The 25,648-nt window shown below is 66.1% G+C and carries 24 protein-coding genes and 3 pseudogenes; 16 read left to right on the top strand and 11 right to left on the bottom strand.

All coding sequences use genetic code 11. From position 1 onward, the window contains the following. From AC1D1G_RS23590 to AC1D1G_RS23565, 6 genes are all read left to right on the top strand, one after another. Nucleotides 1–226 (top strand): SDR family oxidoreductase (locus AC1D1G_RS23590; RefSeq protein ID WP_477953895.1); only part of this gene is annotated, 226 nt, incomplete at its 5' end. 897 nt (nucleotides 227–1,123) lie between these two features. Next, nucleotides 1,124–1,759: a Clp protease N-terminal domain-containing protein gene (locus AC1D1G_RS23585; protein ID WP_477953894.1), complete on the top strand. Its 636-nt coding sequence runs from the start codon at nucleotides 1,124–1,126 to the stop codon at nucleotides 1,757–1,759. A 143-nt stretch (nucleotides 1,760–1,902) separates the two neighbouring features. Next, nucleotides 1,903–2,436 carry a hypothetical protein gene (locus AC1D1G_RS23580; protein ID WP_477953893.1) on the top strand — a complete coding sequence of 178 codons (534 nt, stop codon included), beginning with the start codon at nucleotides 1,903–1,905 and terminating at the stop codon, nucleotides 2,434–2,436. Between the two features lie 149 nt (nucleotides 2,437–2,585). Beyond that, nucleotides 2,586–3,098, top strand: a complete 513-nt coding sequence (locus AC1D1G_RS23575; protein ID WP_477953892.1) for a hypothetical protein — start codon at nucleotides 2,586–2,588, stop codon at nucleotides 3,096–3,098. An 86-nt stretch (nucleotides 3,099–3,184) separates the two neighbouring features. Further along, complete coding sequence (locus AC1D1G_RS23570) at nucleotides 3,185–3,628, top strand: GNAT family N-acetyltransferase (RefSeq protein ID WP_477953891.1); 444 nt, start codon at nucleotides 3,185–3,187, stop codon at nucleotides 3,626–3,628. A 109-nt stretch (nucleotides 3,629–3,737) separates the two neighbouring features. Further along, nucleotides 3,738–4,259: a hypothetical protein gene (locus AC1D1G_RS23565; protein ID WP_037180304.1), complete on the top strand. Its 522-nt coding sequence runs from the start codon at nucleotides 3,738–3,740 to the stop codon at nucleotides 4,257–4,259. Nucleotides 4,260–4,416: 157 nt separating this feature from the next. Here the strand turns inward: AC1D1G_RS23565 and AC1D1G_RS23560 are convergent, their stop codons facing one another. The 6 genes from AC1D1G_RS23560 to AC1D1G_RS23535 all read right to left on the bottom strand — a co-directional run bounded on the left by AC1D1G_RS23560 (nucleotide 4,417) and on the right by AC1D1G_RS23535 (nucleotide 7,391). Next, nucleotides 4,417–4,707, bottom strand: a complete 291-nt coding sequence (locus tag AC1D1G_RS23560) for a hypothetical protein (protein WP_477953889.1) — start codon at nucleotides 4,705–4,707, stop codon at nucleotides 4,417–4,419. A 117-nt stretch (nucleotides 4,708–4,824) separates the two neighbouring features. Then, a complete protein-coding gene (locus AC1D1G_RS23555) occupies nucleotides 4,825–5,004 on the bottom strand; it encodes a YegP family protein (RefSeq protein ID WP_005245176.1) in 180 nt (59 codons plus the stop codon). 129 nt (nucleotides 5,005–5,133) lie between these two features. Beyond that, the gene (locus tag AC1D1G_RS23550; protein ID WP_477953888.1) at nucleotides 5,134–5,298 is read right to left on the bottom strand and encodes a DUF6308 family protein; all 165 of its coding nucleotides are present in this window, start codon (nucleotides 5,296–5,298) and stop codon (nucleotides 5,134–5,136) included. Between the two features lie 322 nt (nucleotides 5,299–5,620). Beyond that, nucleotides 5,621–6,235, bottom strand: coding sequence for a PIN domain-containing protein (locus tag AC1D1G_RS23545; protein ID WP_477953887.1), 615 nt, complete (start codon nucleotides 6,233–6,235; stop codon nucleotides 5,621–5,623). Then, on the bottom strand, nucleotides 6,232–7,056 hold the full coding sequence (locus AC1D1G_RS23540) for an ImmA/IrrE family metallo-endopeptidase (protein WP_477953886.1): 825 nt from the start codon (nucleotides 7,054–7,056) through the stop codon (nucleotides 6,232–6,234). Before AC1D1G_RS23540 ends, AC1D1G_RS23545 begins: the two co-directional genes overlap by 4 nt. Beyond that, nucleotides 7,053–7,391 (bottom strand): helix-turn-helix domain-containing protein, encoded by a 339-nt coding sequence (locus AC1D1G_RS23535; protein ID WP_477953885.1) that lies wholly within the window; start codon nucleotides 7,389–7,391, stop codon nucleotides 7,053–7,055. The genes AC1D1G_RS23540 and AC1D1G_RS23535 overlap by 4 nt, the downstream gene beginning before the upstream one ends. 998 nt (nucleotides 7,392–8,389) lie before the next feature. On the opposite strand from AC1D1G_RS23535, the gene AC1D1G_RS23530 reads away from it, so the two are divergent. The 3 genes and pseudogenes from AC1D1G_RS23530 (at nucleotide 8,390) to AC1D1G_RS23520 (ending at nucleotide 14,957) form a co-directional block, all read left to right on the top strand. Then, a complete protein-coding gene (locus AC1D1G_RS23530; RefSeq protein ID WP_477953897.1) occupies nucleotides 8,390–9,037 on the top strand; it encodes a HemK2/MTQ2 family protein methyltransferase in 648 nt (215 codons plus the stop codon). A gap of 52 nt (nucleotides 9,038–9,089) precedes the next feature. Then, entirely contained in the window at nucleotides 9,090–13,502 is a 4,413-nt protein-coding gene (locus AC1D1G_RS23525) for an amino acid adenylation domain-containing protein (RefSeq protein WP_477953884.1), read from the top strand. Between the two features lie 37 nt (nucleotides 13,503–13,539). After that, nucleotides 13,540–14,957 (top strand): annotated as a pseudogene (locus tag AC1D1G_RS23520) (sensor histidine kinase). Here the strand turns inward: AC1D1G_RS23520 and AC1D1G_RS23515 are convergent. The 4 genes from AC1D1G_RS23515 to AC1D1G_RS23500 all read right to left on the bottom strand — a co-directional run bounded on the left by AC1D1G_RS23515 (nucleotide 14,933) and on the right by AC1D1G_RS23500 (nucleotide 17,799). Beyond that, on the bottom strand, nucleotides 14,933–15,607 hold the full coding sequence (locus AC1D1G_RS23515; protein WP_477953896.1) for a response regulator transcription factor: 675 nt from the start codon (nucleotides 15,605–15,607) through the stop codon (nucleotides 14,933–14,935). The pseudogene AC1D1G_RS23520 and the gene AC1D1G_RS23515 sit on opposite strands and share 25 nt — an antisense overlap. Before the next feature lie 373 nt (nucleotides 15,608–15,980). Further along, a complete protein-coding gene (locus AC1D1G_RS23510; protein WP_477953882.1) occupies nucleotides 15,981–16,520 on the bottom strand; it encodes a hypothetical protein in 540 nt (179 codons plus the stop codon). 13 nt (nucleotides 16,521–16,533) lie between these two features. Next, a complete protein-coding gene (locus tag AC1D1G_RS23505) occupies nucleotides 16,534–16,911 on the bottom strand; it encodes a hypothetical protein (protein ID WP_477953881.1) in 378 nt (125 codons plus the stop codon). A 660-nt stretch (nucleotides 16,912–17,571) separates the two neighbouring features. Then, the gene (locus tag AC1D1G_RS23500) at nucleotides 17,572–17,799 is read right to left on the bottom strand and encodes a hypothetical protein (protein ID WP_265147652.1); all 228 of its coding nucleotides are present in this window, start codon (nucleotides 17,797–17,799) and stop codon (nucleotides 17,572–17,574) included. Between the two features lie 389 nt (nucleotides 17,800–18,188). On the opposite strand from AC1D1G_RS23500, the gene AC1D1G_RS23495 reads away from it, so the two are divergent. From AC1D1G_RS23495 to AC1D1G_RS23480, 4 genes are all read left to right on the top strand, one after another. Next, nucleotides 18,189–18,533 carry an SRPBCC family protein gene (locus tag AC1D1G_RS23495; RefSeq protein ID WP_477953879.1) on the top strand — a complete coding sequence of 115 codons (345 nt, stop codon included), beginning with the start codon at nucleotides 18,189–18,191 and terminating at the stop codon, nucleotides 18,531–18,533. Nucleotides 18,534–19,007: 474 nt separating this feature from the next. Beyond that, nucleotides 19,008–19,544, top strand: coding sequence for a hypothetical protein (locus AC1D1G_RS23490; RefSeq protein WP_477953878.1), 537 nt, complete (start codon nucleotides 19,008–19,010; stop codon nucleotides 19,542–19,544). Between the two features lie 560 nt (nucleotides 19,545–20,104). Next, nucleotides 20,105–21,511, top strand: a complete 1,407-nt coding sequence (locus tag AC1D1G_RS23485) for an amino acid permease (RefSeq protein WP_477953877.1) — start codon at nucleotides 20,105–20,107, stop codon at nucleotides 21,509–21,511. Nucleotides 21,512–22,000: 489 nt separating this feature from the next. Then, on the top strand, nucleotides 22,001–22,876 hold the full coding sequence (locus AC1D1G_RS23480) for a metallophosphoesterase family protein (protein ID WP_477953876.1): 876 nt from the start codon (nucleotides 22,001–22,003) through the stop codon (nucleotides 22,874–22,876). Between the two features lie 54 nt (nucleotides 22,877–22,930). Here the strand turns inward: AC1D1G_RS23480 and AC1D1G_RS23475 are convergent, their stop codons facing one another. Beyond that, nucleotides 22,931–23,356: a histidine phosphatase family protein gene (locus AC1D1G_RS23475; RefSeq protein ID WP_477953875.1), complete on the bottom strand. Its 426-nt coding sequence runs from the start codon at nucleotides 23,354–23,356 to the stop codon at nucleotides 22,931–22,933. Between the two features lie 130 nt (nucleotides 23,357–23,486). Between AC1D1G_RS23475 and AC1D1G_RS23470 the strand changes: the two are divergent. From AC1D1G_RS23470 to AC1D1G_RS23460, 3 genes and pseudogenes are all read left to right on the top strand, one after another. Beyond that, nucleotides 23,487–23,765: pseudogene (locus AC1D1G_RS23470) on the top strand (transposase); the annotation flags it as partial. Nucleotides 23,766–24,001: 236 nt separating this feature from the next. After that, nucleotides 24,002–25,207, top strand: coding sequence for an IS110 family RNA-guided transposase (locus AC1D1G_RS23465; protein WP_477953874.1), 1,206 nt, complete (start codon nucleotides 24,002–24,004; stop codon nucleotides 25,205–25,207). A gap of 18 nt (nucleotides 25,208–25,225) precedes the next feature. Beyond that, nucleotides 25,226–25,648, top strand: a pseudogene (locus AC1D1G_RS23460) (IS3 family transposase); the annotation flags it as partial.

Here is a 25,648-nt window from a genome sequence, read left to right as displayed (position 1 = left end):
GGTCAACTCCGTCCATCCCGGCGCGGTATCCACACCCATGATCAGCAACACCCCCTCAGACGACACCGCCGACAACCCCCTGGTCGCGACCATGCCCATCCCCCGCTACGGCCAACCCGGCGAAGTCACCAACCTCGTGCTCTTCCTCGCCAGCGACGAATCAAGCTACTGCACCGGAGGCGAGTACATCATCGACGGAGGCATGACCGCCGGCGCAGGATTCTGACCCCACCCTTCCGTCCGGAAAGGCATACCACAACACCAGGCGTGCGGGCAGCATCCACCAACGCTGCGCTCCGAACAGGGTCGGCCAGAGACCTTCTCGGCCTAAGCCTTCCGACCCAGCAGTCGCCGAACACCGACGGAAAACGGCGCGACACCGACCGGGAGATCCAAAATGCGGCTCTTCATCAACGCACACCATCCGGCCCCACTACGTAGATCGCCTGGACCGGCGATCCCGCCGGTCTCGACGCCATCATCGATCGAGGGGCGAGTTGCCGAATTCGCCGTGTGGGACGGCTCTCGACCTTTGCCCGGTGGCGACGAGGCGATCTGTGGGTTGACCTGCACCACCTCGAGGCAAAGCTATCGACGACGCCGGATGCTCCGGACGACTGGGAAGCGAACTTCGTCGACATGATCGAACAAGCGGAATCAGACGGGCATCTCGACATCGAAAAGATGCTCCTGCGTGTCCGGTACCGACTTCACGACGTTCCGAAACTCGCACCCCGAAAAGACGTAAACCCCGAACTACAATAAGCGACAACATTATTCTAAGTTCACCAATCTCCAGTACCGCACAAACACTGAAATTATCCACACAGCAATGTGATACGAAAGTAATTACATACCAACATTATTCAAGACGGGTTGAAAATCGGGCAAAACCGGTACCCTGCCCGCACCACGCCGCCGGCCCTCCCCCGACACGTCGCCGGCGCCCCAACATCACAAACCAAGGACATGTCATCACACCAGTTCACAGCACCATCACGCCCAAGGCAGCCGAGGTCGCGTCGATCCCACCCATAACCACCTGCACACCGCCCAGAATGGGCAGCAGAGATTCAGCAGCGGATCGCGTCGCTCGCGGCGACACCCAGGGAGGGGGCGCGTCATGGTGTTCGAAAGATTCTCCGATCAAGCCCGCCAGGTGGTCGTCCTCGCCGCCGGCGCCGCCCGCACCCACCACCAGAACTCCGTCGGCACCGAACACCTACTGGTCGGGATCTTCGACGCCGGCGGCCCCGGAGCGGCAGCGCTGACCTCATGGGGCGTCACCGCGCCGGCACTCGAGAGCAAGCTCGCGGATGCCAGCGCACCGGCGGGATCAGCCCCGGCCGCGGGGCACATCCCATTCACCCCGAAGACGAAGAAGGTCCTCGAAGCCAGCCTGCGCCAGACGGCCCTGCTCGGGCATGAGGAGATCGACACCGACCATCTCCTCCTGGCCCTGCTCGACGACCCCGCCTCCACCGGCGCTCAAATCCTCACCGACCTTGCATCCCTGCCCATCAGCGAGATGCGTGAGCACCTCAGACGCGAACTGGCCCCACAGGCCCACCCCCGGCCCCGCCCACCGCATCCCCATCCGGCTCAGCGACGACGAATACACCCGGGCCCACGCCGCCGCCCGCACCGCCGGCCAGAACCTCGAAACCTCCGGTCCACGACCGCATCACCGACGCCCTCGAACAACCCGACTAGCAGGGTTCAATCGGGGGGTGAAGAACAACTCCATCCCGAATCATGAACCACGCCAACAACGCTGAGTGAATGACATTGAGGAGTCCGAGGGGTGCACGAGCTGCAGGCCGCGAAAACAGTGCCGATCGGTCGGTTTTACTGCACTATTCGTAGAGAACTACCTTCATCACCCGACGAACAGGATCGACCATGCACATGATTGTCCGCACCACACTCCTTGCCGCAACGGCCATCCCGCTGGCCGTCGCAACGCCCGCGCAGGCGTCAGCGGCAGAGGCCACCGACGTCACCTTCTCCTTCACCGTCAGCGGCTCGACCGTGACCAATACGATCACCAACACCAGCGGCACCCCCCTGACGTGCGGAACCGCCCTCTCACCAGCCCCCGACGGGGTGCTGCCACCCGTCCGGGACGTCCTCAGCGCCGGTCAAACTCTCTACGAGACCGGCGAGGTACAGCCGGGGACGACGACCCAGTCGGTACTCGATATTCCCGACGGCTCCTACGTCGCACTGGCCTCATGCTCGCGCGCCGACACCGACCCCGCCATGTGGATCTCCGACTACCCCGGCATCGAGGACTACCTGGAGCAATGGCCGGGCACCGAATTCACCGTCCAACAAACCTCCACCGTCGTCACCGTGCCCAGCGTCGAGCCCGCACCACCCGCCGCCGCTATCGTTCCCGATCTCAGTGAACTGGGCACACTCTTCGGCAGCTAAGCACAACACAACACACATCCAGCTGCACCTGCCTCCGGAATCAAGCCTTTACACCCCAAAGCGTCCCCTGCCCACCTCGTGCCGAGGCCAGGGGATGGGCAGGGGAAAGGCACATCGTGGGCAGTGGCCGACGGGCGAGGATGTTTCCCATGCCGATACCGGAGTGGAACCAGGACAGTCTGGTGTGGCGCTTCGTCATGACCGACGACAGTCCGGACTTCTACGAGACCCCGGGCTTCGAGCCGCCCGCTGCGTGGCTACTCGCGATCGGAGCCGTTGTCCGGGATCTGCGGTGCCTGCGCTACGGACGCGACGTGCGGGTCGATCGTCTGGTGTGGGAACTCGCGATCAGCGACCAGTACGCCGTCACCCTCGGCTGGCGCGGGCCGGGGGTCGGTGGGTTCAACCTCTGCCACGGCGTAGCGATGAATGCCCCCTACCCGCAGACCGCGGTCTGGGTCGCCGAGACCGCGCAAGGCGAGTTGACCGGGTACGAGTTCATCCACTGGCCCTCGCGAGGACGGCACATCCTCCACCCCCGCCTACGTCAGGAAGGGCCGGTGTGGGTCGACCCGCACACCGACACCGCGGTCGCCATGATCGGTGAACTGTGCGAGCAGCGCACCGCCTGGGACGCCCTTGACCGGCGCCAGGAAGGATGACAATCAGGTCAGGGAACTCCCGGGGGATTCGTCTCGATGGGTGCCGCAGACGGCGCGTCCAGCGCACCGGCCTTACCGTGGGCCACGTGAGCGCAATCCGTATCGCCATCGACGTGACCGAACTCGACGCCGACGGAGTTGTCGCGCTCCTGACGCATGCGGTGGGAACGGAAGATCGGGACCGCCTCGACGTGGCTCTCCTGCCCTATCGGACCGGATCCGCGGCCCTCGCGGTCGCCCGATCCTCCCGGCGGCCGGTCGGTGTGATCGGATACAGCGCCGCACCCGATCGGACGACGCTGCTGCACCTCGCCACCGACCCCGCCTGCCGACAACACGGCATCGGCACCGCCCTCATCCACTGGGTGCACGCACGCCACCCTGACATCCCACTCACCGCGGAAACCGACGCCGACGCCGTGCGCTTCTACGAGAACACCGGGTTTACCAGCACCTCGCTCGGAGAGAAGTACCCCGGCGTCGAGAGGTTCCTCGTCCGCCGACCCCCATCCAGCTCGCTGCAGCGGTGACCGCCGCGGCCGGCACGGCGTTGATGCCGGTCGATAGCGATGCCGGTCCTGCGCTTCTTCGGTCACCAGGGACAGGTTGTCGGAGGGCACGGTTCTAAGGTGGGTGCTCGTGCATGCTTTCGTCGATGAGAACACCGTCCGCGGCATCATGGTGGTCGCCGCCATCGCCGATCCGCGGTCTCTGACGCATGCCCGGAAGATGCTCACCGAACTGCGCCTGAAAGGCCAGGAGCGTCTGCATTTCAAATCCGAACGCGATTCCCGTCGGCGGGAAATCTGTTCCGCGCTGGTGAAACTGGATGTACGCGTGCATGTCTACAACGCCGCGACCCTCGCCCCGAAACAGGGGCGACCACGCTGTCTGGAGATGCTGGTCGCGGACCTGGCCGAACTGCAGGCGTCCCGTCTGGTCCTCGAGCAAGACGATTCGACGATGAAGGCGGACCGCCGGGTGTTGTACGAAGCCGTCGGCAAACACGGCATCCGCGAGCACCTGACGTATCACCACCTGCGGGCGAAGCAGGAACCGATGTTGTGGATCCCCGACGCAGTTGCCTGGTGTCTGGCCAAGGGCGGAGAATGGCCCGCCCGGGTGCGGCCACTGGTGACCAAGACCGTGGACGTCCGGTAGAAACGCGAAACCCGGCTCGCCTACCGTCCGGAAGGCTGCCGGGTCCACTTCACCAGGACTAGTGCCCTGGGCACCACCATCATGGCAAGAAATCGTGCCGCATTCAAGGCGAGCCTCGTCACCGAGCATCGCGACAGTATGCCGGAAAAGGGCACGGTCAGACCCGCGGCACCCGCAACTCGGTGCGCTCGGCCAACAGTTCCATCCCAATCATGAACCACGCCACCGACGCCGCCATCGGCAGGTACGCGCACACCAAAGGCAGAGCGAACCGTCGGGCGGGCCGCCACGGAACCGTCATCACACCGCACGCCACCACCACCACCGCTGGTCCCGCCCAGCTCACCCAATACGAGGCCGGCGGCGGATCAGGCCCGAACGAGGTGAACGAGCCGTGCGGATACACCCGCGGCTGAGGAACATCGAAGTAGTGGTGCCACAAGATCACCGCCGGCAGATAGCAGAAGAACCCCAGCAGCAGGCCCGCGATGATGCCCAGCGAAATCCGCAGCCCTTTTCCCGACCCCGCGGGCGGCGGTCTCAGCTCATCGGCGCCACGGGGACGTCAGGTCAAATCCTCGGTGGGAGCGGATGCGGCGTTGTCCTTGATCGACGCGATCCCGGTCTGAGCTGCTGCCTTCGAGGTGTACCCCTGGCTCGCCGCGATGATCTCCCCATTAGCCGCCTTCAGATGGAACCGGAACTTGCCGGCCGCGTCCTTGAACAGCTCGAACTTCGCAGTCATCGCCCCTCCTCCACACGGTGTCCACGACGGTCGCGAACCCCGTGGATTCACGGTAAGCCGACCACACACCCACCGACGGCCGAACGCACCCTTTCCGGCGGCACCGTCCGAACCGAAGTCCGGGACCTGTCATCTTCCCAGTTCAGAGCGCTCCTCGAGGGCGCGACTCTTGCCGTCCATCCACACGATCACACCGAACACCCGCAGGGCCGAGATTTCCTCCGGTGGCCCGGCCTCCCCGAGGATCGACAGCAACCGGTGATGCAACGCGCCGTCGTCGGCGCGGAGGGGCATCCCAGACCGGATTCAGATGCGCCCGCTCGGTGCCCAGGACCCAGGCCGGGGCGAGCACGTCCAGCACTCGAACCGAGTCCTGGTCCCACCCCCACCGCGACGAAAGCCGTTCAGCGTCCTGCCTCGGTGACCAGGACGCCGCGCGCCAACGGTGCACTCTCCCGCCAATAGAAACCACACCGCCACCAGATCATCCGCAGTGAACCGGGCCGCCGCGGTGCGCTCGATCCTGCATCGTAATACGATCCAACACAGGAGTTCTCACATAGCCTGTGCGAAGCAGCGCAGAGTCCGACACCGGAAGCGCGGCGATGTGCCGCCGTCACGGCCATAGATCAGGTGACAGCAAGGATGTCTGATCGATCGGCACCAGCCCGTCGTCGCAGGCGCGCAGCTTGGTGTAGACCTCGCGCATCGTCTTCCGGTCCGGCACATGTACACCGCCAGCGGCTTTGCGCAGGATCGACACCGTGTTCACCAAGGCGATCGATCCGACCGGCTTCCCCAGGGCCCGGATGCGGTCCAGACGACGCTTCTCCGACATCGCCAGAGTGGCGCCGCCCCGGTCGTCGATGATGACGATGACCTTGTCGCCCGCCTCAGCTTTGACAACGGCGTGGGCGACAACCATCGTCGCGCCGAGATCCTTCGCCATCATCTTGCGCTCGGCCATCGGTAGCTGGCTCAGTCGCCCCACCACCGCCGCCAACTCCGGAGTTTCGTCGTCGGAGAGCAGTTCGATCCAGTCGAGTCGCATCTTCACCCATACGCCGGCCACCGTGCGAAATCGTGAATCACGCTTCGCCTTCTCCAGCACCTCGCTCTCGACGGTTTCCGGGGTGCTGATCCGTCCGACAACGCCGGTCAGGAGGCGTTCTCGGTTGATGGCAAGGAAATTCAGGGCGGGACCGGCATCGATGATCGGTCTCGGGCTCATCCAGCCGAGCCTTCGTCACCATCGCCGTCCGCGTCGTAGAACTCGACGTCGGCGAGATCGCCCAAGTCCTCCCAGACCACAGTAGGCGTGCGCTGTTCGATTCCCTGATCGGTGAGCTCCCGGACGACCGCGTCGGCGGCCATACCCCGCAGGGTCGCCAGGGCCTGCGCAGAGACGACGTTCTCCACATACCCGTCGATAGCGCGGGCGAGGAGCTTCTGCGGTGCGCGCCGTCTGTTGGACTGTTCCTGCAGCGCCTTGTACTGATCCGTCCACCCGAACCGTGCAGCCAGCTTCGGCGTGCTGATCGTCATCCACTGCTCTTTGGTGCCCGCGTCGACGCAGCCGGCCTGGTGCATCGCGATGGCGGCCACCGCGGGCGAGACCTGGAACCATTGGACGAGTTTCGACAGGACGAGCGGGGTGGCGGGGGCGTCTCCGATGACCTCCCTGACACCCGTGACCGGCGCGAGCAGGTGCCGGGCGAAGGCGTCGGCTCGGATCTCCTCGTACCGACGGGGCACGCAGTCCGTGAGCTGCTCGTCGGCCCAGTCCTCGAACAACACGTGCGCCAGCTCGTGCGCCAGGGTGCTGCGCTGGCGCATCGGATGTTCGGTGCGGGCGACAGCAATGAACACCGCCCCCCGCGCGGGGTCACGCATGGTCAAGCCGTGCTCGTCCGGCCCGACATCGAGCACGGCCACGTCGATTCCGGTGGTCTGCTCGATCAGCGCGACCAGGTCGCCGAGGGGCTGGGTTCCCAAGTGATGCTCACGGCGGAATCGGTCCGCCTCCCTGCGGGCGTCGTCTTCTGCGGTCATGAGACGGCGGCGATGCCCTGGTCGTCGAGGTAGGCATCGAGCTCGAGGAAATGCAGCAGCTGCTCACGCATCTGCTCCATGTTCGCACCGCCCGTGGCGCGGGCCGCGCACTGGACGCGGCCGGCCACCGTGGAAGCACCGGTCAGCTCGGCCACGGTGCAGCCGGTGGCCGTGGCGATGGCCAGCAGCTCGTTCATCTTCGCCGACCGCGCATCCGCGATCAGCCGCGAAAGGGTGGGCTGGGAGATGCCGGTCCGCTCGGCCAGAGTGCGCTGACTCATCCCGGCCGAGGTCAGTGCGCGCGCGATCCGCGCGCCCGTCGATGATGCGGTCATCACCATCCCCTTTCTGAATCACTGTTCGTTGATGTGATTCAGTGTATGTTTCCCGAGGTCCCGACGGCAAGGGGCCCGCTCAATGCACCAGAACCGGTCACGACACGGGGCCGCACACTGCGACTCGGCGCCGTATCGGTCGGTGAGGCCGCCCACCGAGGCGAGCGCACCGCCGGCACCTCGTCCGACACGACGGTCGGATCGGTTCGCCCGTCGGGTTGCACTGCGTTGCCGCGGTGCGCCACAGGGCAGGCCCCCGGCACCGTCACCACCACCAGCGTGTACCCCGTCTCAGTCGACGGGACGAGTGCCGGCCGCAGCGATGTCCATCGGCACCCGGCTGCACAGTCCGGCAACCGTCGGCAACCGCCACGGCGCGTACCCATCCGCGGCTCATCCCTCCCGCGTGAGGACCCCACCGGAAACTGGTTTGAGCACTCGAGCTGGCACCGATGCACCGTGTCTTCGAAGGGAAGAAGTCAAGTGCGCAGTCCGGGGTCGACGCGGTCGGCAAGCACGACAGACCTCCACCGAGGATCCGCCGCCGCCCGGGCCTCCCGTAGCCGGTGATCTCTGGGGTCAACTGTTCGCCGGTGACGAGGAAGATCACCCGGCGCCCCGCAACTGTCACGGGCGCGGAAGTGCTGGTGATACTCAATCCTTGTCGGATTACCGTAAACACGATCTGCCCCAACCTATTCCCCGCGATTCTCGTGTCATCGACTGCTCCGACAACGGTCACGTGAGTACCGGCAGGTCCGGCAACAGTCTTTTATGCCGCCTTGTCGGGGTGATCGGAAGGTTGCGCCTGCGGGGGCACGGGAACGCGCTCCCCGCCACGTTGGGGGGCTATTGGGCGGCCACGTCGGCTTTCAGCGTTCTTTCAGCTTGCGTGTGTGACGATCTGGCAAAGTGACCATCAACAAGCGAACAGCGACAGCGGTTTCGTCCCGCGCGCCGTGCACGGCATTGCAAGGCGGGGAAGAAGGGGGGCGTTGGTGATCATTCGTTTTCCGGGTGTGTATCGCCCTCAACATGATTCGCGGCTGCTTGTGGATTCGCTCGGCGACGAGCAGGTGCATGCGGGTACGCGGATTCTGGATTTGTGTGCGGGTGCTGGGGTGGTCAGCGTGTGGGCGACTCGGGCCGGTGCGCGCAGTGTGACCGCGGTCGACGTGTCGCGTCGGGCGTTGGTCAGTACCTGGCTCAATGCGGCGGTGCGCGGGCACCGTGTGCGGGTTGTTCGCGGTGATCTGGTGTCACGAGTACGGCACCGGCGGTTCGACTTGATCGTGGCGAACCCACCTTACGTTCCTGCCGAGCACGATGGGCTGCCGGCGAGGGGGCGTGCGCGGTGCTGGGACGCCGGGCACGAGGGGCGGGCGTTGTTGGACCGGATCTGCGGCGATGCCCCGGACCTCCTTGACGAGGGGGGACGGTTGATTCTCGTGCAATCGACGCTGAGTGGCACGGAGAAGACACGAGTAATGTTGGGGGAACGCGGATTATGCGTTGAGGAAGCACGCCGTGTCCGCGTCCCGTTCGGTCCGGTGCTGCAGGCACGACGTGATCTTCTCGTTGATCGCGGTTTGATTGGGCCACAGCAGTGCACCGAGGAACTCGTGGTGTTCCGGGCGGTCAAATGAGCACCCGCCGGACGCGGTCGGGTGTGCGCGACGCGGGTGATCGAGGTGACCGATGACGCCCTCGGAGTCGTTCGGCCGGGTGGTGCCACTGACCGCGGCGCAGCAGGCGATCTGGCTTGCGCAGCAGCTGACCCCCGAGGTGCCCTACGTCATCGCCCAGTACGTGGATCTGAGCGGGCCCATTGAGGTGGAGAAGCTGTGCGAGGCGCACACGCGGGCGATGGACGAACTGGGCGCGGAGGTCGTGCTGGTCGACGTCGACGGACACCCGCATCAACGTGAGAGGATTCGATCGGCAGGTCAAGTCCTGGTTTTGGACTTCCGCGCCGAACGCGACCCGGCCGAGTTCGCGCGGGAGTGGATGCGACGTGACTGCACGGTCCCACTCGCGATGGATGACGACTCGCTGGTCTTCTCGCGTGTTCTGCGGGTCGGTGACGATCGTGTGTTCTGGTATGCGCGTGCCCACCACCTCGCATTGGATGGATACGCGGCGATGCTGCTGATGCAACGGACCGCGCAGTGGTACGTCGCGGCTCTCGGCGGCGGGGAGCCGGGTCCGCACCGGGTGGTGGGGCCCGAGCAGTTGAGCCGAGCGGATCGGGACTATCGATCGTCGGGGCGGTTCGATGCCGATCGTGAGTACTGGGCCGGGCTCGCCCCTGATCTGCCACCGGTGGTCAGTCTTGCCGGGCGGAGCGCTGCGCCTCGGCCGGCTGTCCGGGTCACCGGCGACCCCATGGCGGTGTCTTCCATGCCGATGCCGGGGGGCCGGTCCGTCCTCGATCGCACCGCTGTCCTCGTGGCGGCGTTCGCCGTCTATTTGGCACGGATGACTGACGTCGACGACGTCATGGTGTCTCTTCCGGTGACGGCCCGCACCACCGGATCGTTGCGGGCGGCGGCGGGCTCGGTCTCGAATGTGGTGCCCTTGGCACTGCCGGGGATCGGGGCCACGACCGTCGAGGAAGCGATCGGAATCGCCCGGGCGGCACTGATCGCGGCGTTGCGCCATCAGCGGTATCGGCGTGAAGACATCGGTCGTGAGCGCGGCACGGCCACTGGTGAGCTCGCCTCGTTCGGCCCCGTGCTGAATTTGATGCTGTTCGAACCGGACATCAGCCTCGGTGCGGTCACCGGTCGCGTGCACGTTCTCACGACCGGTCCGACCGCGGATCTGGCGGTGAACATCTACCCGGGCTCCACGGATCTGATGCCGCGGATCGACTTCGAAGCCAACCCCGCCCTCTACGGCGAGAGGGAACTGAGCAGCCACCACCGCCGGTTTACCCATTTCCTGCAGACATTCGTGACCGTCATCGGTGAGGACTGCGCCGTCGCCGACCTGGAGTTGTTTCTGCCCGGGGAACGCGAGGTCCTGACACCGGCGCGCGGCCCGGCCGATGTCGAACCGGCAACCCTCACACAGTTACTCGCCGCCGCTACCGGTGCATCCGGTGAGCGAATCGCGGTCCGCGACCGCGGACGATCCTTCTCCTACCGGGATCTCGACCGTCATTCGACCGCGTTGGCCGGCAGGCTGCTGGGCGCCGGCATCGGTCCGGAAGATCTCGTGGCGGTTGCCGTACCCCGTTCGTACGAATCGGTGGTCGCCGTGTGGGCGGTCGCCGCCGCTGGCGGAGCCTATGTCCCCGTCGACCCGACGTATCCGCGTGCACGCATCCAGTACATTCTCGACGACTGCACACCTGTTGTCGGCCTGACCTCCTCCGACACTCGGGTCCAGCTGCCGGCCACGCTGCGATGGCTCACCGTCGACCTCGATACCCTCGACGTGCCGCCACCGCGCCCGGTGCGCCCGGTGCGTCGGGAAAATGCCGCGTATGTGATCTACACGTCCGGGTCGACCGGCGCACCCAAGGGTGTCGTCGTCACCCACGACGGCCTGGCCAATCTCGCGCAGGAGATCCGCGACAACTACGCGCTCTCCTCCACCTCGCGGGTCCTGCATTTCGCGTCTCCGAGCTTCGACACGGCTCTGGTCGAAGTCCTCGCCGCGGCCCTGGCCGGTGCCCCCTTGGTGGTGACCCCGCCGGATGTGGTTGGCGGCCAGGAACTGGCCGATCTCCTGCGCGACGAACACGTCACCCATGTGCTGTCGACTCCGTCGGCGCTGGCGACGGTGAACCCTGACGGCCTCGACGACGTGGAACTCGTCCTGGTCGGCGGTGAGGCGTGCCCACCGGAACTGGTGACGCGCTGGGCGCACCACCGGACGATGCGCAATGCCTACGGCCCGACCCAAACCACCTGCAGTGTCACACTCAGCTCCCCGATGACCCCGGATCAGCCGGTGACGATCGGTGCACTGATGCGCGGCGTCGACGCGGTGGTATTGGACCGGAGCCTGCGGCCGCTTCCCTCCGGCGCGGTCGGCGAACTGTATCTCGCCACCCCAGGGTTGGCCCGCGGCTACGCGCACCGAGGCGCGATGACCGCCGGCCGGTTCGTCGCCAATCCGTTCGGCAAACCCGGCTCGCGCCTGTTCCGCACGGGCGACCTGGTCCGATGGACACCCGAGGCGACACTCGAGTACGTCGGCCGCAGCGACGACCAGGTCAAAGTCCGCGGGTTCCGGATCGAACTCGGCGAGATCGACACCGCCCTGCGTGGCCACCCCGATGTGGAGTTCGCGACGACCGTGGTCCATAACAGGGCGGGGGATGCGCTGCTGGTGTCGTATGTGCTGTTGCGGACGTCGTCGGAGGTGACCCCGGCGATGCTGCGGACAGCGGTAGCCCAGCTGCTGCCGGACTACATGGTGCCCGCGGTGATCACCGTCCTGGACGACGTCCCGCTGACGCCGACGAAGAAGCTCGACCGGGCCGCCCTGCCGACCCCAGACTTCGGCCCCGCCGCCGCTTCGGCGCGACCGCCGCGCACACCCGACGAACACGCGGTGGCCGGCGTGCTTACCCGGGTACTGTGCACCGACGTCGTGGACGCGGAATCGTCCTTCTTCGACCTCGGTGGGGACTCACTCTCCGCCACCCGGGTGATCGCGGCACTCAACGCCGATTTCGGCACCCAGTTGGGGGTGCGCGATCTGTTCGAGTTCCCCACCGTCGCCGCCCTCGCCCAGCTTCTCGCCGAGGAACACCCGAAGTCCGGTGAACTCTCCTCGCTGCGCGCGTTCGCAACACAACCGCTGCCCCAAAGGGTCCCACTGGCCCCAGCGCAGCAATTCCTCGACCGCACCGCCACCCGCCCAGCCCTGTACAACCTCCCGTTCACCATCACGATCCGCGGCAACCTCGACCTCGAGGCGCTGCGCGATGCCACCGCCGACGTCCTCGACCGGCACCATCCTCTCCGCACGGTGTATCCCGATTCGGCCGACGGCCCCGCCCAGCGGGTCCTCGACGCCACCGGCGCCGTCCCCGACCTCACCCCGATACACGTCACCGCATCCGAACTTGCGCAACACACCCGGCCCCTGCTGCACCGTAGTTTCGACGTTCGCAGCGAACCGCCGCTGCGGGCCACCCTGTTCGCCACCGGGCCCGAGGAGCACCTGCTCGCGTGCGTGATCCACCACATCTCCGCCGACGGGTGGTCGCTGGCAGTCCTGGCCCGCGACCTGCTGACCGCGTACGCGGCCCGCGCCGCCGGCACAGCACCGAACTGGACACCGCTAGCAGTGCAATACCCGCACTACAGTCTCTGGCGGCACGACCTCCTCGGCGACGACGCCGATCCCGGCAGCCTCGCCGCTCGTCAGATCGACTTCTGGAGAACCGAACTGGCAGGGTTGCCCGGGGAACTGACGCTGCCGGCGGACCGACCACGTCCACAACGGTGGACGTATGCGGCCGGCCGGCTGAGCTTCGCGGTCGACAAAGAAACCCACGCGGCACTGCTGAGCATCGCGCATGCCCGGCGAGCGACCCTGTTCACCGTGCTTCACTCGGCGCTGGCACTGCTCCTCGCACGCCTGTCCTCCCAACGCACGATCGCGATCGGCACACCGACAGCCGGCCGGACCCATCCCGACCTCGACGACGTCGTCGGCATGTTCGTCAACACCCTCGTTCTCCGCTCGACGGTCGACCCGGACACGACCGTTGCTGAGCTTCTCGACCAGTCCCGCGACACCGAGCTGAATGCGTTCGCGCACGCCGACGTCCAGTTCGAGCACCTCGTCGACGTGCTCGACCCGCCCCGGTCGCCGTCGCTGCACCCGTTCTTCCAGGTCGCGTTGTCGCTGAACAACTTCACCGCAGCCACCCTCGACAGCGACGGACTGGAGTTCGAGATCGCACCGCAACCACTGGATATCGCCAAATGCGATCTGCACTTCCATTTCACCGACCACCACAATGCCGATGGTGACCCGGCCGGCATCGACTGTGAACTGGTGTATTCGGCCGACCTGTTCGACCACGACACCGTCGCCGGATTTCTCCCCGTGCTGCGGACCATCCTCGTCGAGGCTGCCGCATGAGGTTGGGCACCGCCCCGACACCGGAGCGGCGGATGCGGTGTCGGTCAGACTGAACACCATGGACCGCCGCAGCCTGCACCCCGGAAACTGGAATGTGCGGGTGCGCTCCGCCGCGGCCGCGGTCCTCGCCGTCACGGTGTGCCTGCTCCTCGCCGGCGGGGCACTGCTGTTCGTGCTGTACCGCAATCTCGAACACTCCGCCCGCGCCGCCGCCGACTCACGGTCCCACCAGATCACCGAGCAACTCCGCACCCAGCCGCCGCAGGAACTCGACGAATCGCTACTCGCGACCGACGGCCAGATCGGGGCCGTCCAAATCCTCGACAACCAGGGAAACGTGCTCGCCACCTCGGCCGGGATTTCGTCGTCACCGGTCCTCGCCTCCCCATTGCCGCCCGGCGAGTCCGCCTACCTCGGAAACCTCCACTTCGGGCACGACCGCGACTACTGGGTGGCCGCCACGGCGCCATGTCCCTCAAGGGGCCGGTCACCGTGATCACCGGAGCCGACCGCGAACCGGTTGAAGGTGTCCTGGCCACTGTCGCGGCGCTGCTCGCGATCGGTGCGCCGGTCGTCATCGGCTTCGTCGCCGCCGCCACCTACCGGCTCATCGGCGCGGCCCTGCGCCCGGTGGAGAGGATCCGCGCCCGGGTGGCGGCGATATCGACCGATCAACTCGACGAGCGGGTTCCCGTGCCGGCGGCCCGCGACGAAATCGCCGATCTCGCGGTCACCATGAACAGCATGCTCGCCCGGCTCGAGGCCGGGCACCTGGCCCAGCGGCGCTTCGTCAGCGACGCCTCCCACGAACTGCGCAGCCCGCTGGCCACCATCACCGCCGCACTCGAACTCGCACATTCGCGCCCCGACCTGATCGACACCGCTTTGGTCGACGAATCGTTGCTTCCCGAAGCCCGGAGAATGCATGCCTTGATCGAAGATCTTCTCCTGCTCGCGCGCGCCGACGAAGACGCACTGACCCACCTGCGCGTCGACGTCGATATCGACGACCTGATCCTCGCCGAACGCGCCCGCCTCCGAGACCTTCCCGGCATCACGGTCACCGCCACCGTTCACCCCGTCCGGGTGGTCGGCGACCCACAGCAGCTGGCTCGGCTGGTCCGTAATCTCGTCGACAACGCCGCCCGCCACGCGCACACCCGAATCACCCTCGCCTGCCGAAAGAGTGAGGAGAACGCCGTCATCGAGGTGGCCGACGACGGGCCTGGCATCGCGGCGGCGGACCGCACCCGGATCTTCGAACGGTTCGTCCGCCTCGACACTCCCCGAACCCGCGAATTCGGTGGTTCCGGACTCGGTCTCGCCATTGCCGCGGAGATCGTTGCCGCACATCACGGGTCGATCGACATCCTCGACCGGGAGGGCGGGGGTGCGCAGTTCGTGGTCACCCTCCCGGTCAGCGACGACCGCTACGTCTCCGACGGCATCGAATAACCCACACCCCGGACCGTGTCGATGCTCGTCGTGCCGAACGGGGCATCAATCTTGCGCCGAAGGTAGCCGATGTAGACCTCGACGATGTTGTCGTCGCCCTCGTAGTTGACATCCCAAACAGATTGCAGAATGTCCTGTTTGGTGACGACCGATCCGGCGTGGCGCATCAGGAACTCGAGCACGCTGTACTCGCGGGGCGTGAGCTGGAGGCGGGCGTCCCCGCGGGTGACCCGCCGCATGGCCGGGTCCAACTCCAGCCCCGCAGCACTGAGAACCGGGGGCCGCGGCGGAGCCCCACGTCGCACCAGCGCCCGCAACCGGGCCACCAGCACCACGAACGAGAACGGTTTGACCAGATAGTCGTCGGCACCGAGGTCGAACGCATCGGCGAGGTCGTACTCGCCGTCCTTGGCCGAGAGCATCAACACCGGCGTCCACACCTGCTGCCGACGCATCTCCCGCACCACGTCGTACCCGTGTTTGCCGGGCAACATGATGTCGAGAACCACCACATCGAAGCCGCCCCCGACCGCAGCCGCCAACCCGGCCACACCATCGTGCTCGACCTGCACAGTGCACCCGTCGGCAGTCAGGCCGCGCCGCACCGTCTCGGCCAGGCGCGTTTCGTCCTCGACCAACAACACCCGCACCGCCGCCTCCTCCAACAACATTCCGTAATCAGTGGACCCCAACGGTACGACCAGCGCGGTCACCGCCCCCTACCGAACCCGGACCGAACGAAGGTGCTGCGCCTGCAAACTTCCCGACCAGCGCCCAAGGATGACGCTCGCGTGCGAAGGTCAGCGTGTCGGCGGCCATCGAAGATTGCCGGTGCTGCGATGAGCGACCACACAAGGCAATCATTCTCGAAGTCGCAATGGAGCCAGGTGCGCCGTGGTGATCGACAGTTCATCGAAAGCATCAGTGCAGTAGGACTCCCGCACCGTGCGCTCTTCAATCGACCGGGACACCGCCATCACCTGCTTTTCCAGTGCCGACGTCAGCGCAGTCGCCCCGGTCTACTCACGTCCGCACCCGGGCTACATCGACCCCTGTGTTCTGGGCGAAGTCGTCCCGGGCTGTGTCCGGTGCCATCCCGACAGTCGCCAAACCCAGCAGAACCCCCGCCAGCGCAAGCACCAGCGGCGCGGTTGCCGGGGTACCACCGACAGCGCCGGTCGATGCCAGCCACAGATGTTCCCAGCCAGGCAGCTCCGCCCATGCGTACTTGTGGTTGAGGACCCCGGTGTCGAGGTTGGCGCTCACGTGCTCATACACCCCGAACAGAGCCGCCGGAGCGGCGCACAGAGCAACGATCCGGGCCTGCACGATGGCGATCCGTGAGCGGTTGAACACGACGATCAACGCCGAGCAGACGAGCACACCCAGCACAATCCACGGCACGATCTGCTCGGTGCTCTTCCAGTGCCGCAACGACGCCAGCTCAACCGCGACGAACGCGCATGAGAGCACCGACAGCGCGAGCAGTGCCGCCTGAAACCGCGCGACGATCCGCGCTGGACGCACGCCGCCGCGGTCCGGGGCAACCACCTCATCGTCCATGCCCGCTCATCTCCTACTGTGGGGCCAGAACACTCAAAATGGCGTCCAACGTCTGTTGATCGATGCCGTATTTGCCCAATTCCTTGGTCAGGGTGTCGGACATCGTGTCGGGATTGTAGGGGCCGTATTCCGTGACCTCCTTCGCCCACTTACCCGCGTTGCTGACCCCGGCTGCCTCGAACGCCGCCTGAATCTGACTCTCGCTTGCCGTGTTCGGATCAACCTGAGCAACGTTCGCGGCACTGCCGCCTGGGGGCATGGTGGAGGACGCAACCACCGACGTCGTCGGACTCGCCGACGACCCGGTGCCGCTGCCGTTGGAGCCGCATCCTGCAAGCAGGCCGGCGGCAATCAGAACCGGGAGGCCGAACTGGACGATCTTTTTCGTCATAGTGGTCAACCTACTTTCACTGTCCGGCAGCACCCTGGCTGTCGGCTGGGAACAAGCTGGCAGAGCGCCGCCCGGGCCGCGACCGTCTCTCCGGGGGAGGTTGCCATCAGACCCTGTTGACATGATCGCCATGATTCGCGCTGGCCGCTGAAGAAATGCTGAATGTAGCGCCTGGCGTTGACAGGCGTCACCACCAGTCGAACCTTATCGGAGCGAGACCGGCGTCCCAGCGCGTGTCCGGCATCGGCCGGAGCCCGTCCCTAGAGCGGACCCAACCACGGGCGTCCCCGGCGCACCGAGCGGCGGATTCGGCCCGCCCCGGCGAGGAAGCCGTGCAGAGCGACGCGGATGATCTCGCTCCGGCTGGTGGACGGTCGCGGCAACCAATCGGTTGTGTCGCCGGGTCGCCGATTAGACCCAGCGGAGCCGGGGTGCACCTGATGCCCCTGTCCATCTGGACGCCTCGAACAGCGACCGCGGGGGCCGTTGGCTGTTCTCGTGAACGCCTTGGCTGGGGTGTCTGGGGGCATGGCCGTCGATGCGGTTTATGAGCTGCTCCCCGCCGGGCGCAAAGGTGACATTGTTTCAGCGGCAAAGCCAGCGCGCGCATCGGTGCCGTGTGTAGACATCGTCCCCCGCCACTTGCGCAGCGCAGGGTCGTCATCGCTCGAACAGGCCTACCGTGGGGAGTACCACCAGCGCGAACCGAGTTCCGCTGGTATCGAGTGAGACGTCAACAACGGTGGTGAGAACGATGTCGCAGCAAATGATGGACATGATGCACATGTTCATGAGTTGGATGCAAAGCATGGGCTGGTCGATGCCGATGTGGATGCCGATGCCGATGATGTGAGCCCCGTGGGTGCCGGTGTCGCCGGGAGCCGTCACAGTCGCGGTGTGCCGGCCCGTGGCCTCTTGGACCCGGACGGCCTTGGCCTCGATGTCGCGGCGGCCCGCCTGGTGAAGCGCCGCGCTGATCTGGCCGCGCGTCAGTCGAAGCCCGTTGCTTCCTCGGCCACGGCGTTCTATCCCGATCCGGTGGCGAGAACACCGCCGACACTGCTACAGAACCGTCGGAAATGCACCGGGTCAGCGTTCCCCTTTGCCGTGAGCGCCGAAATTAGATCCGGGCGGGAGCACACGCAGAATGATCCCAGGCGAGAGCGGCACGGGTACCATCCCCGTCGTGACAGCAGTCGACGTCCTGACCGAAATTGTGATTGAGACATTACGTCGCCGCCTACGTATCCGACCCAGGCAACTCAACCCAGTGGTACGTGAACATCAAAGCAGTACAGTGGAAATCGCCGAAGCCGGCGATGCCGGGATCACGTATTGAGTTCATCGCTCAATTCCTCGGCCGAACCCTGACATACACCTACGAGGTCACCGAGCTGGTCCCGGACGAGCGCTTCGTCATGCGGACGGCCGAGGGTCCGTTTCCCATGGAGACAACCTATGCCTGGACGGACAGTGCCGACGGAAACACCCGGATGACGCTACGCAACCACGTTGAACCATCAGGGTTTTCGCGCCTAGCAGCACCGATAGTGGCGATGGCGATGCGCCGGGCCAACAGCAAGGATCTTGCCCGGCTCAAAGCGATACTCGAGGCGTCCTGACCCGGATCCGTCGCCGAAACGGACGGTCATTGCACCGTACCGGCTCGACGAGCCCCTGCACGGCAGTAGCACTCACTCCTTGCCGCGGGCGAGAACACCGGCCAGGCCGATCCGGTGAAGCCGTTGCGCAGCAGGGCCTCCGGCTGCGCACCTGACAAGCCTGAAGACCAAAAGTCACGCGCACTTCGACAGCCCCACACTGTCCGCTCCGCCCCTCCGACACGGGGGCGCAGTCCGACGCACACTGTTGATCGCGGTAAACACACCGGCACCAACGACTCCCCTTCGTGATCAACTGTCCGCCCACGGATTCACGGGATGCCTCCCTTTTCCGCCCGAATAGAGAAGTTCACCGGCAGGGCACACGGGAATCGCCGGCTCCGCAACGTCCGGCCCTCGACCGGTCTTCGGGACGTGGGTTGACACCCTGCTCTGCCACCACCGCGATCAGGCCATCCACCGGAGCCCGGTCGTGTGGACGCAGGCACCACGGAATGGGTCGCAGCGCGTGATGATGAGGTGATGCGGATCTGGATGCTGGTCGAACTCGAACCCGGATACGAGCGTCCGCATGTCGGAGACCGAATCGAAGCCACTACCGCATGGTGTCGGCCGGAGATGCTGCCAGCAGAAGTGGTGAGCTGGGACGTACCTGTCCAGGTCGAACGCGTCGCCACGAACCTTCCCGGTGAGCACGACTGGGTGGCCCACTGCAATGAACGCGTCTCCGCGCTGCTCTCGGCCTGGAAGGAATCGGAGGGACCCACCGCGATCTCCGGCTGCCTAATGTACGAGAGATACCTGCACTTGTTCCACCACGTTGCGCGGACGACGCGTGGTCGTATTGTTCGCCACGCCTGCATTACTCGAGACGCACACCGCACCCCGACCTCGCACGGGGGCTACTCGGTGAACCCGTCGGGACCGCCCACCTTCACCGAACGCAGCGACGTGCCGCCGGACAGGACCGTGACGTGGGACTGCGTCGAACTCGACACCGACGACGAGTAGGTCGCAGGCCGTCGGTGAGGTGCGGTTCCGCGGATAACCGGGATACCTCGCACGAGAACCGGGCGGCGTCGCGGTCACCGGCCAGTTGCACCAACCGGCCCCCGCGAGCTGCGGCCGACGAGCTGGTGGGGCGGCCTGCGTTCGATCCCATACTTGGGTGGTGCCCGACCCTGGGCACTACGACACAGCCCAATCGACGCTCGCGGGCAGACACCTACCCGGCAGCCTTCCGCAGGCGTCGTTCGACAGCATCACTGCCTCCCGGGGACGCAGCGACGTGCTGCTGCCGGTGACAGTCACCTGCTGTCAGTTTCAACAGTTCCCTACACGGACTCCAGAGGAGCAGTCGTTTGTGCAGACTTCATCCGAATGGGAGGCGGCAACAGTCATGTGCACAACGCGATCATCAGTGGCCTGGCGGCGGATTCCCTCCAGCCACGAATCCAGGCCACCCCTCCGGTGGTGGTTGCCATGAGCGTCGTCGATGCTCCCGTCCTACCCTGAATTGAGGCCGCCGGGAAATGGTCGGCGGTGCCGTCGTCGACCGCCGAAGGAGTCCCGTGTCCGGTGACACAGATCCGGAACTCACTCCCGCCCCGCGTGGTCGGATCACCCACATGCTCAGCGCCCGCCCGTTGCTGCTCCTCGCGTTCGCGTTCGCGGTCATGGCGGACCCCGTCTCCTCCGTGGCGTACGCCATCGAGGCTGCACTGCGAGCCCTGGGCGGTGATCTCGCTCTGCTGATCCCGACCATGGGAGCAGTCGTTGCCATCATCGCGGTGGTGAGCGTGAACTACCAGCAGCTGATTGCCCGCTACCCGCAGGGCGGCGGCGCGGCGGCGGCCATCGGCGAGGCCTTCGGCGAAGGCTGGGCGTTCGTCCCTATCGCAGCCCTCGTCGTCGATTTCGTCCTGACGATTGCCATCAGTGTGTCGGCCGGGGCATCCGCGATGATTGCATACTTCCCGTCGCTCAGAGCCGAGCGGCTGCTCCTGGCCCTGGCATTGATCCTGGTCGTCGCAGCAATGACCTGGTTCGGACACCTGGGCCGGCTGGTATTCGCGGTGATGACCATCGCCTTCATCGCCGTGACGATCACCGTGTTGCTGTACGGGTGGGGTGCGCCGCCGCAGCCGGTGGGCACAATCGCAGCCACCCCGAGCAACCAGCCCCTCCTCGCAATGGCATTGGCGTTCCCCGTAGCGATGGCCCTGGCAACCGGCGTGGAGGCACCCTCGTCCGCAATCGCACAACTCGGCCAACTCGATGACGCCGGCCGCCGCAGGTTCGGGAAGACCACATTGTGGACGATGCTCGGCATCGTCGGAACCATCACGATGGGACTGACCATCGAGGCGCACCATCTACAGATCGGGATCCCCACAACCGACACCACCCAGATCGCAGAACTCGCCCGGATAGCCGCACCTGCCCCGGTATTCGCAGCGTTTCAGCTCGTGACGGCGTTACTGCTGCTCTCGGCGGCCAGCTCCTCCTTCCAGGCCGGCCCGGGACTACTCAAAGCCCTTGCCCGCCACACCGACCCCGAGGGCCGCAGCACCGGCATCCTGCCACCACTGCTCGGGCAAACCAACCTCCGATACACCCCGTACACCGGGGTCGCACTGTTCACCGTCATCGCCGCGGCCGTCACCGCCGCCGCTCGCGGCGAAGATCAAACGCTGGTCCTCTTCTACGCCGTGTCGGTATTCTTGAGCTTCCTCGCCGGCCTGGTGGCCATGGCCGTGTTTTCCCACCGTGAGCGCAGACCCGGCCGCCTGCTCCTCAATGTCGCCGGCGCCGTCGTGGTCGGCTTCACGTTGCTGATCAATCTCGCTCGCGGGGAACCGGTGTTCAGTCTCCTCGCCGCCGTACTCATCGCCGGCGTGCTTCACCGTCTGTGGGTCCGTGCCGGCCGTCCCCGCGGCGTCCACGCCGCCCTCACCCTCACCCCACCCCGCTCGTAGGACTCGGACCACCGACGCCGAGCACGCAGTACCGATCGCAGGAATTCACACCTACGCGGCATCGACGAATGAACCGCGAGTATCTCCGAAGCCCCAAGTGGCCCAAATCGCTCCGGCCGATGCCGCACCTCCTATGGTCGCTGGATCAAAACGAACACTGGTGCGGATTCTCCAGCTGCGAGGCGATTGGACCATGGCACGTTGAACCTGCGCTCGAGGTCAGGCGAACGCGTTCGACGACAACTCGATCAGCATCGGTGGCATGTTGGCCACCCGGGCCGCGCTCGGCCGACCTCTCCGACCGTGCCGCTCGGCTGGAGTGCTTCCCGCCCCGGCACCGGTGCCTGCCCGAATTTCCTCGTTCGAGCGGCGGCGGGGTGAGTAGCATCGAAGTGGTATTGCAGTGGCGGAGGGGCTCGCCACCAACTGCGGATCCCGCCAACGGTCCCTACCTTCGCACGACGAATGCGCAAAAGGTAGGTGCCCATCATGACCCTCCACCGACACAACCCACGATTTCTACGCACCCCGAATCGGGTGGCGCTGGCCGGGGATTGGCACGCCAACACCGACTACGCGGTGGAGGCCATCGCGCACGCCCGCAGACGCAATGCCGATGTGGTGATTCATCTCGGTGACTTCGGGTTCCACTTCAAGCGCGACTATCTGAACGCGCTCGACCGCGCCCTCACCCGGCATCATCTGGTGCTCGGATTCGTCGAGGGCAACCACGAGAACTTCGACTGGCTGCTGGCCCAGCCGGTGACCGCGGACGGGTTGCGGCACCTGCGGCAGCGGATCGTGCACCTGCCGCGGGGCCTGCGGTGGCGGTGGGGGGACACCCGGTGCCTGGCCGTCGGCGGTGCGCATTCGATCGACAGTTTCCTGCGGACCCCGCAGGTGACGTGGTGGCCGCAGGAGGAGATCACCGCTGAGCAAGCACGCAGCATCACCGACGGTGGTTCGGGGGTGGATGCGATGTTCTGCCACGATTGCCCGGCAGGGATCGCGGTTCCCGGGATGGAGCGGGACCGCTTCGGGTTCCCGGCCGAGTCGGTCGCCGCCTCCGAACGCCACCGTCAGGTGTTGCGCGGAATCGTCGACGGTGTACAGCCGACCCGGTTGTGGCACGGTCATTTCCACCACCGCTATCAGGCGGTTCTCGACGGCGACGGATACCGGACCGTGATCGACGGACTCGGCCGGGACAAGGACCCGATCGACAACAACATGGTCGTGGTGAACCTCGCCGCCCTCGGTCACCATCAGGCGGCCTCACGCAACCGGCAGATCCGGGCGGAGCACACAATGCTGTCCCCCGATGAGGAGAGCGAGCCACCGACGCTGTCGGTCCCACTCCGATGAGGCCAAAAATGCCGAGCCGGGTCGCCGGACCGCCGGACCGCCGGGCGCATCGACTCACCGGCGCGAACGGTCAGGTCGGTTTCTGGTCGTAGAGGTCGACGTGCCAGGTGCCGTCGTGGTGAGTGAGTTCGTTCCAGCAGGCGGTGCGCTGCCGATGCCGGTGAGAATGGGGTCCAGGCGGGCCAGCAGGGCCCGGTTGACCGCGTCTTGGGAGACCAGCACCCTCGGCCAGGTGCCGGTCTCGGCGACCAGAGCACGGAACGCGGTGAGGACGCGGTCGGACAGGGCATCGGCGCTCTCGACTCCGGGGTGGCCGTCGACGCTGCCGAACTCATCGATGACGTCTGCCTTCACGGCCCCGGTCCAGGGCCGGTAGTCCCGATCGTTCAGCCGGTCGTCGACCAGGACCGCCTTATCGGAGGCGCCCGCGATTTCCTCGGCCGTCGCCACGGCCCGCCGCAGGGAACTGGAGATGACCACGGCCGGGTGTTTCGTCGCGAGCAGGGCGGCGAGCCGGCGGGCTTCGGTCGCGGCCCACTTGGGACTGCCCCGGCTCTGGTTGACACCTGACCCGTGAGGGATCCACCCTCACGGTGAAAGGATGATCGACATGCCGAAGCCGTACCCGGAGGAGTTCCGCCGCGACGTCGTCGCCGTGGCCCGCAAACGCGAAGCCCCGCTGGAGCAGATCGCGAAGGATTTCGGGATCTCCGAGACCTGTCTGAAGAACTGGCTGCGCAAGGCCGACATCGAGGACGGCACCCGGCCCGGCCTCACACGGGACGAATCCGACGAGCTCCGCGAGGCCCGCAAACGTATCCGGCTGCTCGAACAGGAGGCGGAGGTGATGCGTCGGGCGGTGGCCTACCTATCGAGGGATGTCAACCCGTTACCCTTTTCGTAGTCGGAAACAACCCGCTTCCGACCACTGAACTGGACACCTCGGCATGACTACGTCAACCTGTCGCACAATGATCAATTTTGTGATGTCACCGAGGTGGACAGGCGATGAGTGATCGCTGATAGGGGCCGGACCCGCACATACAGGCCGTCGTAACGTGGATGCCGAGACTCACTCGCCACACCCAGCCAGTGCACCACATCTCTTTCCCACGAGAGGATGCGATGACAGTCCCGACACACGAACAAATCGAAGTCTTCCTCGGCGTCGACGTAGGCAAGGGACAACACCACGCCGTCGCCGTATCCCGCACCGGCACCATTCTGTTCGACCGGACACTACCCAACGACGAAACCCGCCTCCGCGAACTGATCGGCACACTCACCCACCACGGCCCGACAATCCTCGTCGTCGATCAACCCGCCACCATCGGCGCACTCGCCGTCGCAGTCGCCCAAGACATGGGCATCGCCGTCGGCTACCTCCCAGGACTGGCGATGCGACGCATCGCCGACCTCTACCCCGGCGAAGCGAAGACCGACAAGAAAGACGCCGCGATCATCGCCGACGCGGCACGCACACTCCCACACGCGATCCGACACCTGAAGACGACGGACACACAGGTCGCCGAACTGTCGATCCTCAGCGGATTCGACGACGACCTCGCCATGCAGATCACGGCCACCAGCAACCGACTTCACGGCTTGCTCACCCAGATCCATCCCGCACTCGAACGCGCCATCGGCCGGCACATCGCCCACCCTGCCATCCTCGACCTGGTCGAGCACTACCCGACCCCAGCTCAGATCCGCCGGCTCGGACACGCCCGCCTCAGGACACGGCTGAGCAAGAAGGCCCCACGCATGGGAGCAAGACTGGCCGGCGACATCACCACCGCTATCTCCGAACAGAACGTGGTCGTCATCGGAACCAGTGCCGCCGAGACCGTCATTCCGAAACTTGCAGAGCAACTTTCATCACTGCAGCGGCAACGATCAGACGTCGCGGCCAAAGTCGAAGCGCTGGTCGAAGCGCACCCTCTTCACCCGGTCCTGACCTCGATGCCCGGAGTCGGGATCAGGACCACCGCCCGCATCATCACCGAAACCTCCGGCAAACACTTCGCCACCGCCGGCCACCTCGCCGCCTACGCCGGCCTCGCACCGGTCACCCGCCGATCCGGATCCTCGATCCGCGGTGAGCACCGATCACGACGCGGCAACAAGAAACTCAAACGCGTGCTCTACCTGTCCGCGTTCGCAGCCCTGCAAGACCCCGACTCACGCGACTACTACGACCGCAAACGAGCCCAGGGCAAAAGCTACAACCAAGCCCTCGTCGCACTCGCACGTCGCCGCTGCGACGTACTCTTCGCAATGCTCCGCGACGGCACCACCTATCAAGCCCATCCGCGACCCTCAGCTGCTTGACGAACAGCATAGGGGCACAAAATGATGTTCCCGCTGGTCCGTGACCTTGCCGCCGACGGTATCGCCGTCGCGGTGACCTGCCGGGTGCTGGGATTCTCCCGGCAAGCGTTCTACAAGTGGAACACCGATCCCGTGTCCCGACGGGACTGGGACGATGCCCATCTGATCAACGCCGCACTCGATATCCACGCCGGCGATCCGGAATTCGGGTACCGGTTCATCGCCGACGAACTACCCGCCCACGGCATCGTCGCCGGCGAGAACCGCGTCCACCGGCTGTGTTCGCAGCAGCGGATCTTCTCGGTGTTCGCCAAGAAACGAGGACTACATCGTCGATCCGGGCCGCCGGTCCATGACGACCTCGTCAGGCGGCAGTTCAGCGCCCAGCAGCCCGATCGGTTGTGGTTGACCGACATCACCGAGCACTGGACCGATGAGGGC

It is taken from the genome of Rhodococcus sp. P3_B8, from assembly GCF_056402775.1.
This window is presented reverse-complemented; position numbering and strand designations above follow the sequence as displayed.

Coding starts and splice junctions, on each gene's coding strand:
- AC1D1G_RS23480 (WP_477953876.1), top strand. CDS start 22,001: ATGACCCTCCACCGACACAACCCACGATTTCTACGCACCCCGAATCGG.
- AC1D1G_RS23555 (WP_005245176.1), bottom strand. CDS start 5,004: ATGACTGCGAAGTTCGAGCTGTTCAAGGACGCGGCCGGCAAGTTCCGG.
- AC1D1G_RS23505 (WP_477953881.1), bottom strand. CDS start 16,911: ATGACGAAAAAGATCGTCCAGTTCGGCCTCCCGGTTCTGATTGCCGCC.
- AC1D1G_RS23540 (WP_477953886.1), bottom strand. CDS start 7,056: ATGACCGCAGAAGACGACGCCCGCAGGGAGGCGGACCGATTCCGCCGT.
- AC1D1G_RS23580 (WP_477953893.1), top strand. CDS start 1,903: ATGCACATGATTGTCCGCACCACACTCCTTGCCGCAACGGCCATCCCG.
- AC1D1G_RS23510 (WP_477953882.1), bottom strand. CDS start 16,520: ATGGACGATGAGGTGGTTGCCCCGGACCGCGGCGGCGTGCGTCCAGCG.
- AC1D1G_RS23545 (WP_477953887.1), bottom strand. CDS start 6,235: ATGAGCCCGAGACCGATCATCGATGCCGGTCCCGCCCTGAATTTCCTT.
- AC1D1G_RS23535 (WP_477953885.1), bottom strand. CDS start 7,391: ATGACCGCATCATCGACGGGCGCGCGGATCGCGCGCGCACTGACCTCG.
- AC1D1G_RS23575 (WP_477953892.1), top strand. CDS start 2,586: ATGCCGATACCGGAGTGGAACCAGGACAGTCTGGTGTGGCGCTTCGTC.
- AC1D1G_RS23550 (WP_477953888.1), bottom strand. CDS start 5,298: ATGCCCCTCCGCGCCGACGACGGCGCGTTGCATCACCGGTTGCTGTCG.
- AC1D1G_RS23525 (WP_477953884.1), top strand. CDS start 9,090: ATGACGCCCTCGGAGTCGTTCGGCCGGGTGGTGCCACTGACCGCGGCG.
- AC1D1G_RS23585 (WP_477953894.1), top strand. CDS start 1,124: ATGGTGTTCGAAAGATTCTCCGATCAAGCCCGCCAGGTGGTCGTCCTC.
- AC1D1G_RS23465 (WP_477953874.1), top strand. CDS start 24,002: ATGACAGTCCCGACACACGAACAAATCGAAGTCTTCCTCGGCGTCGAC.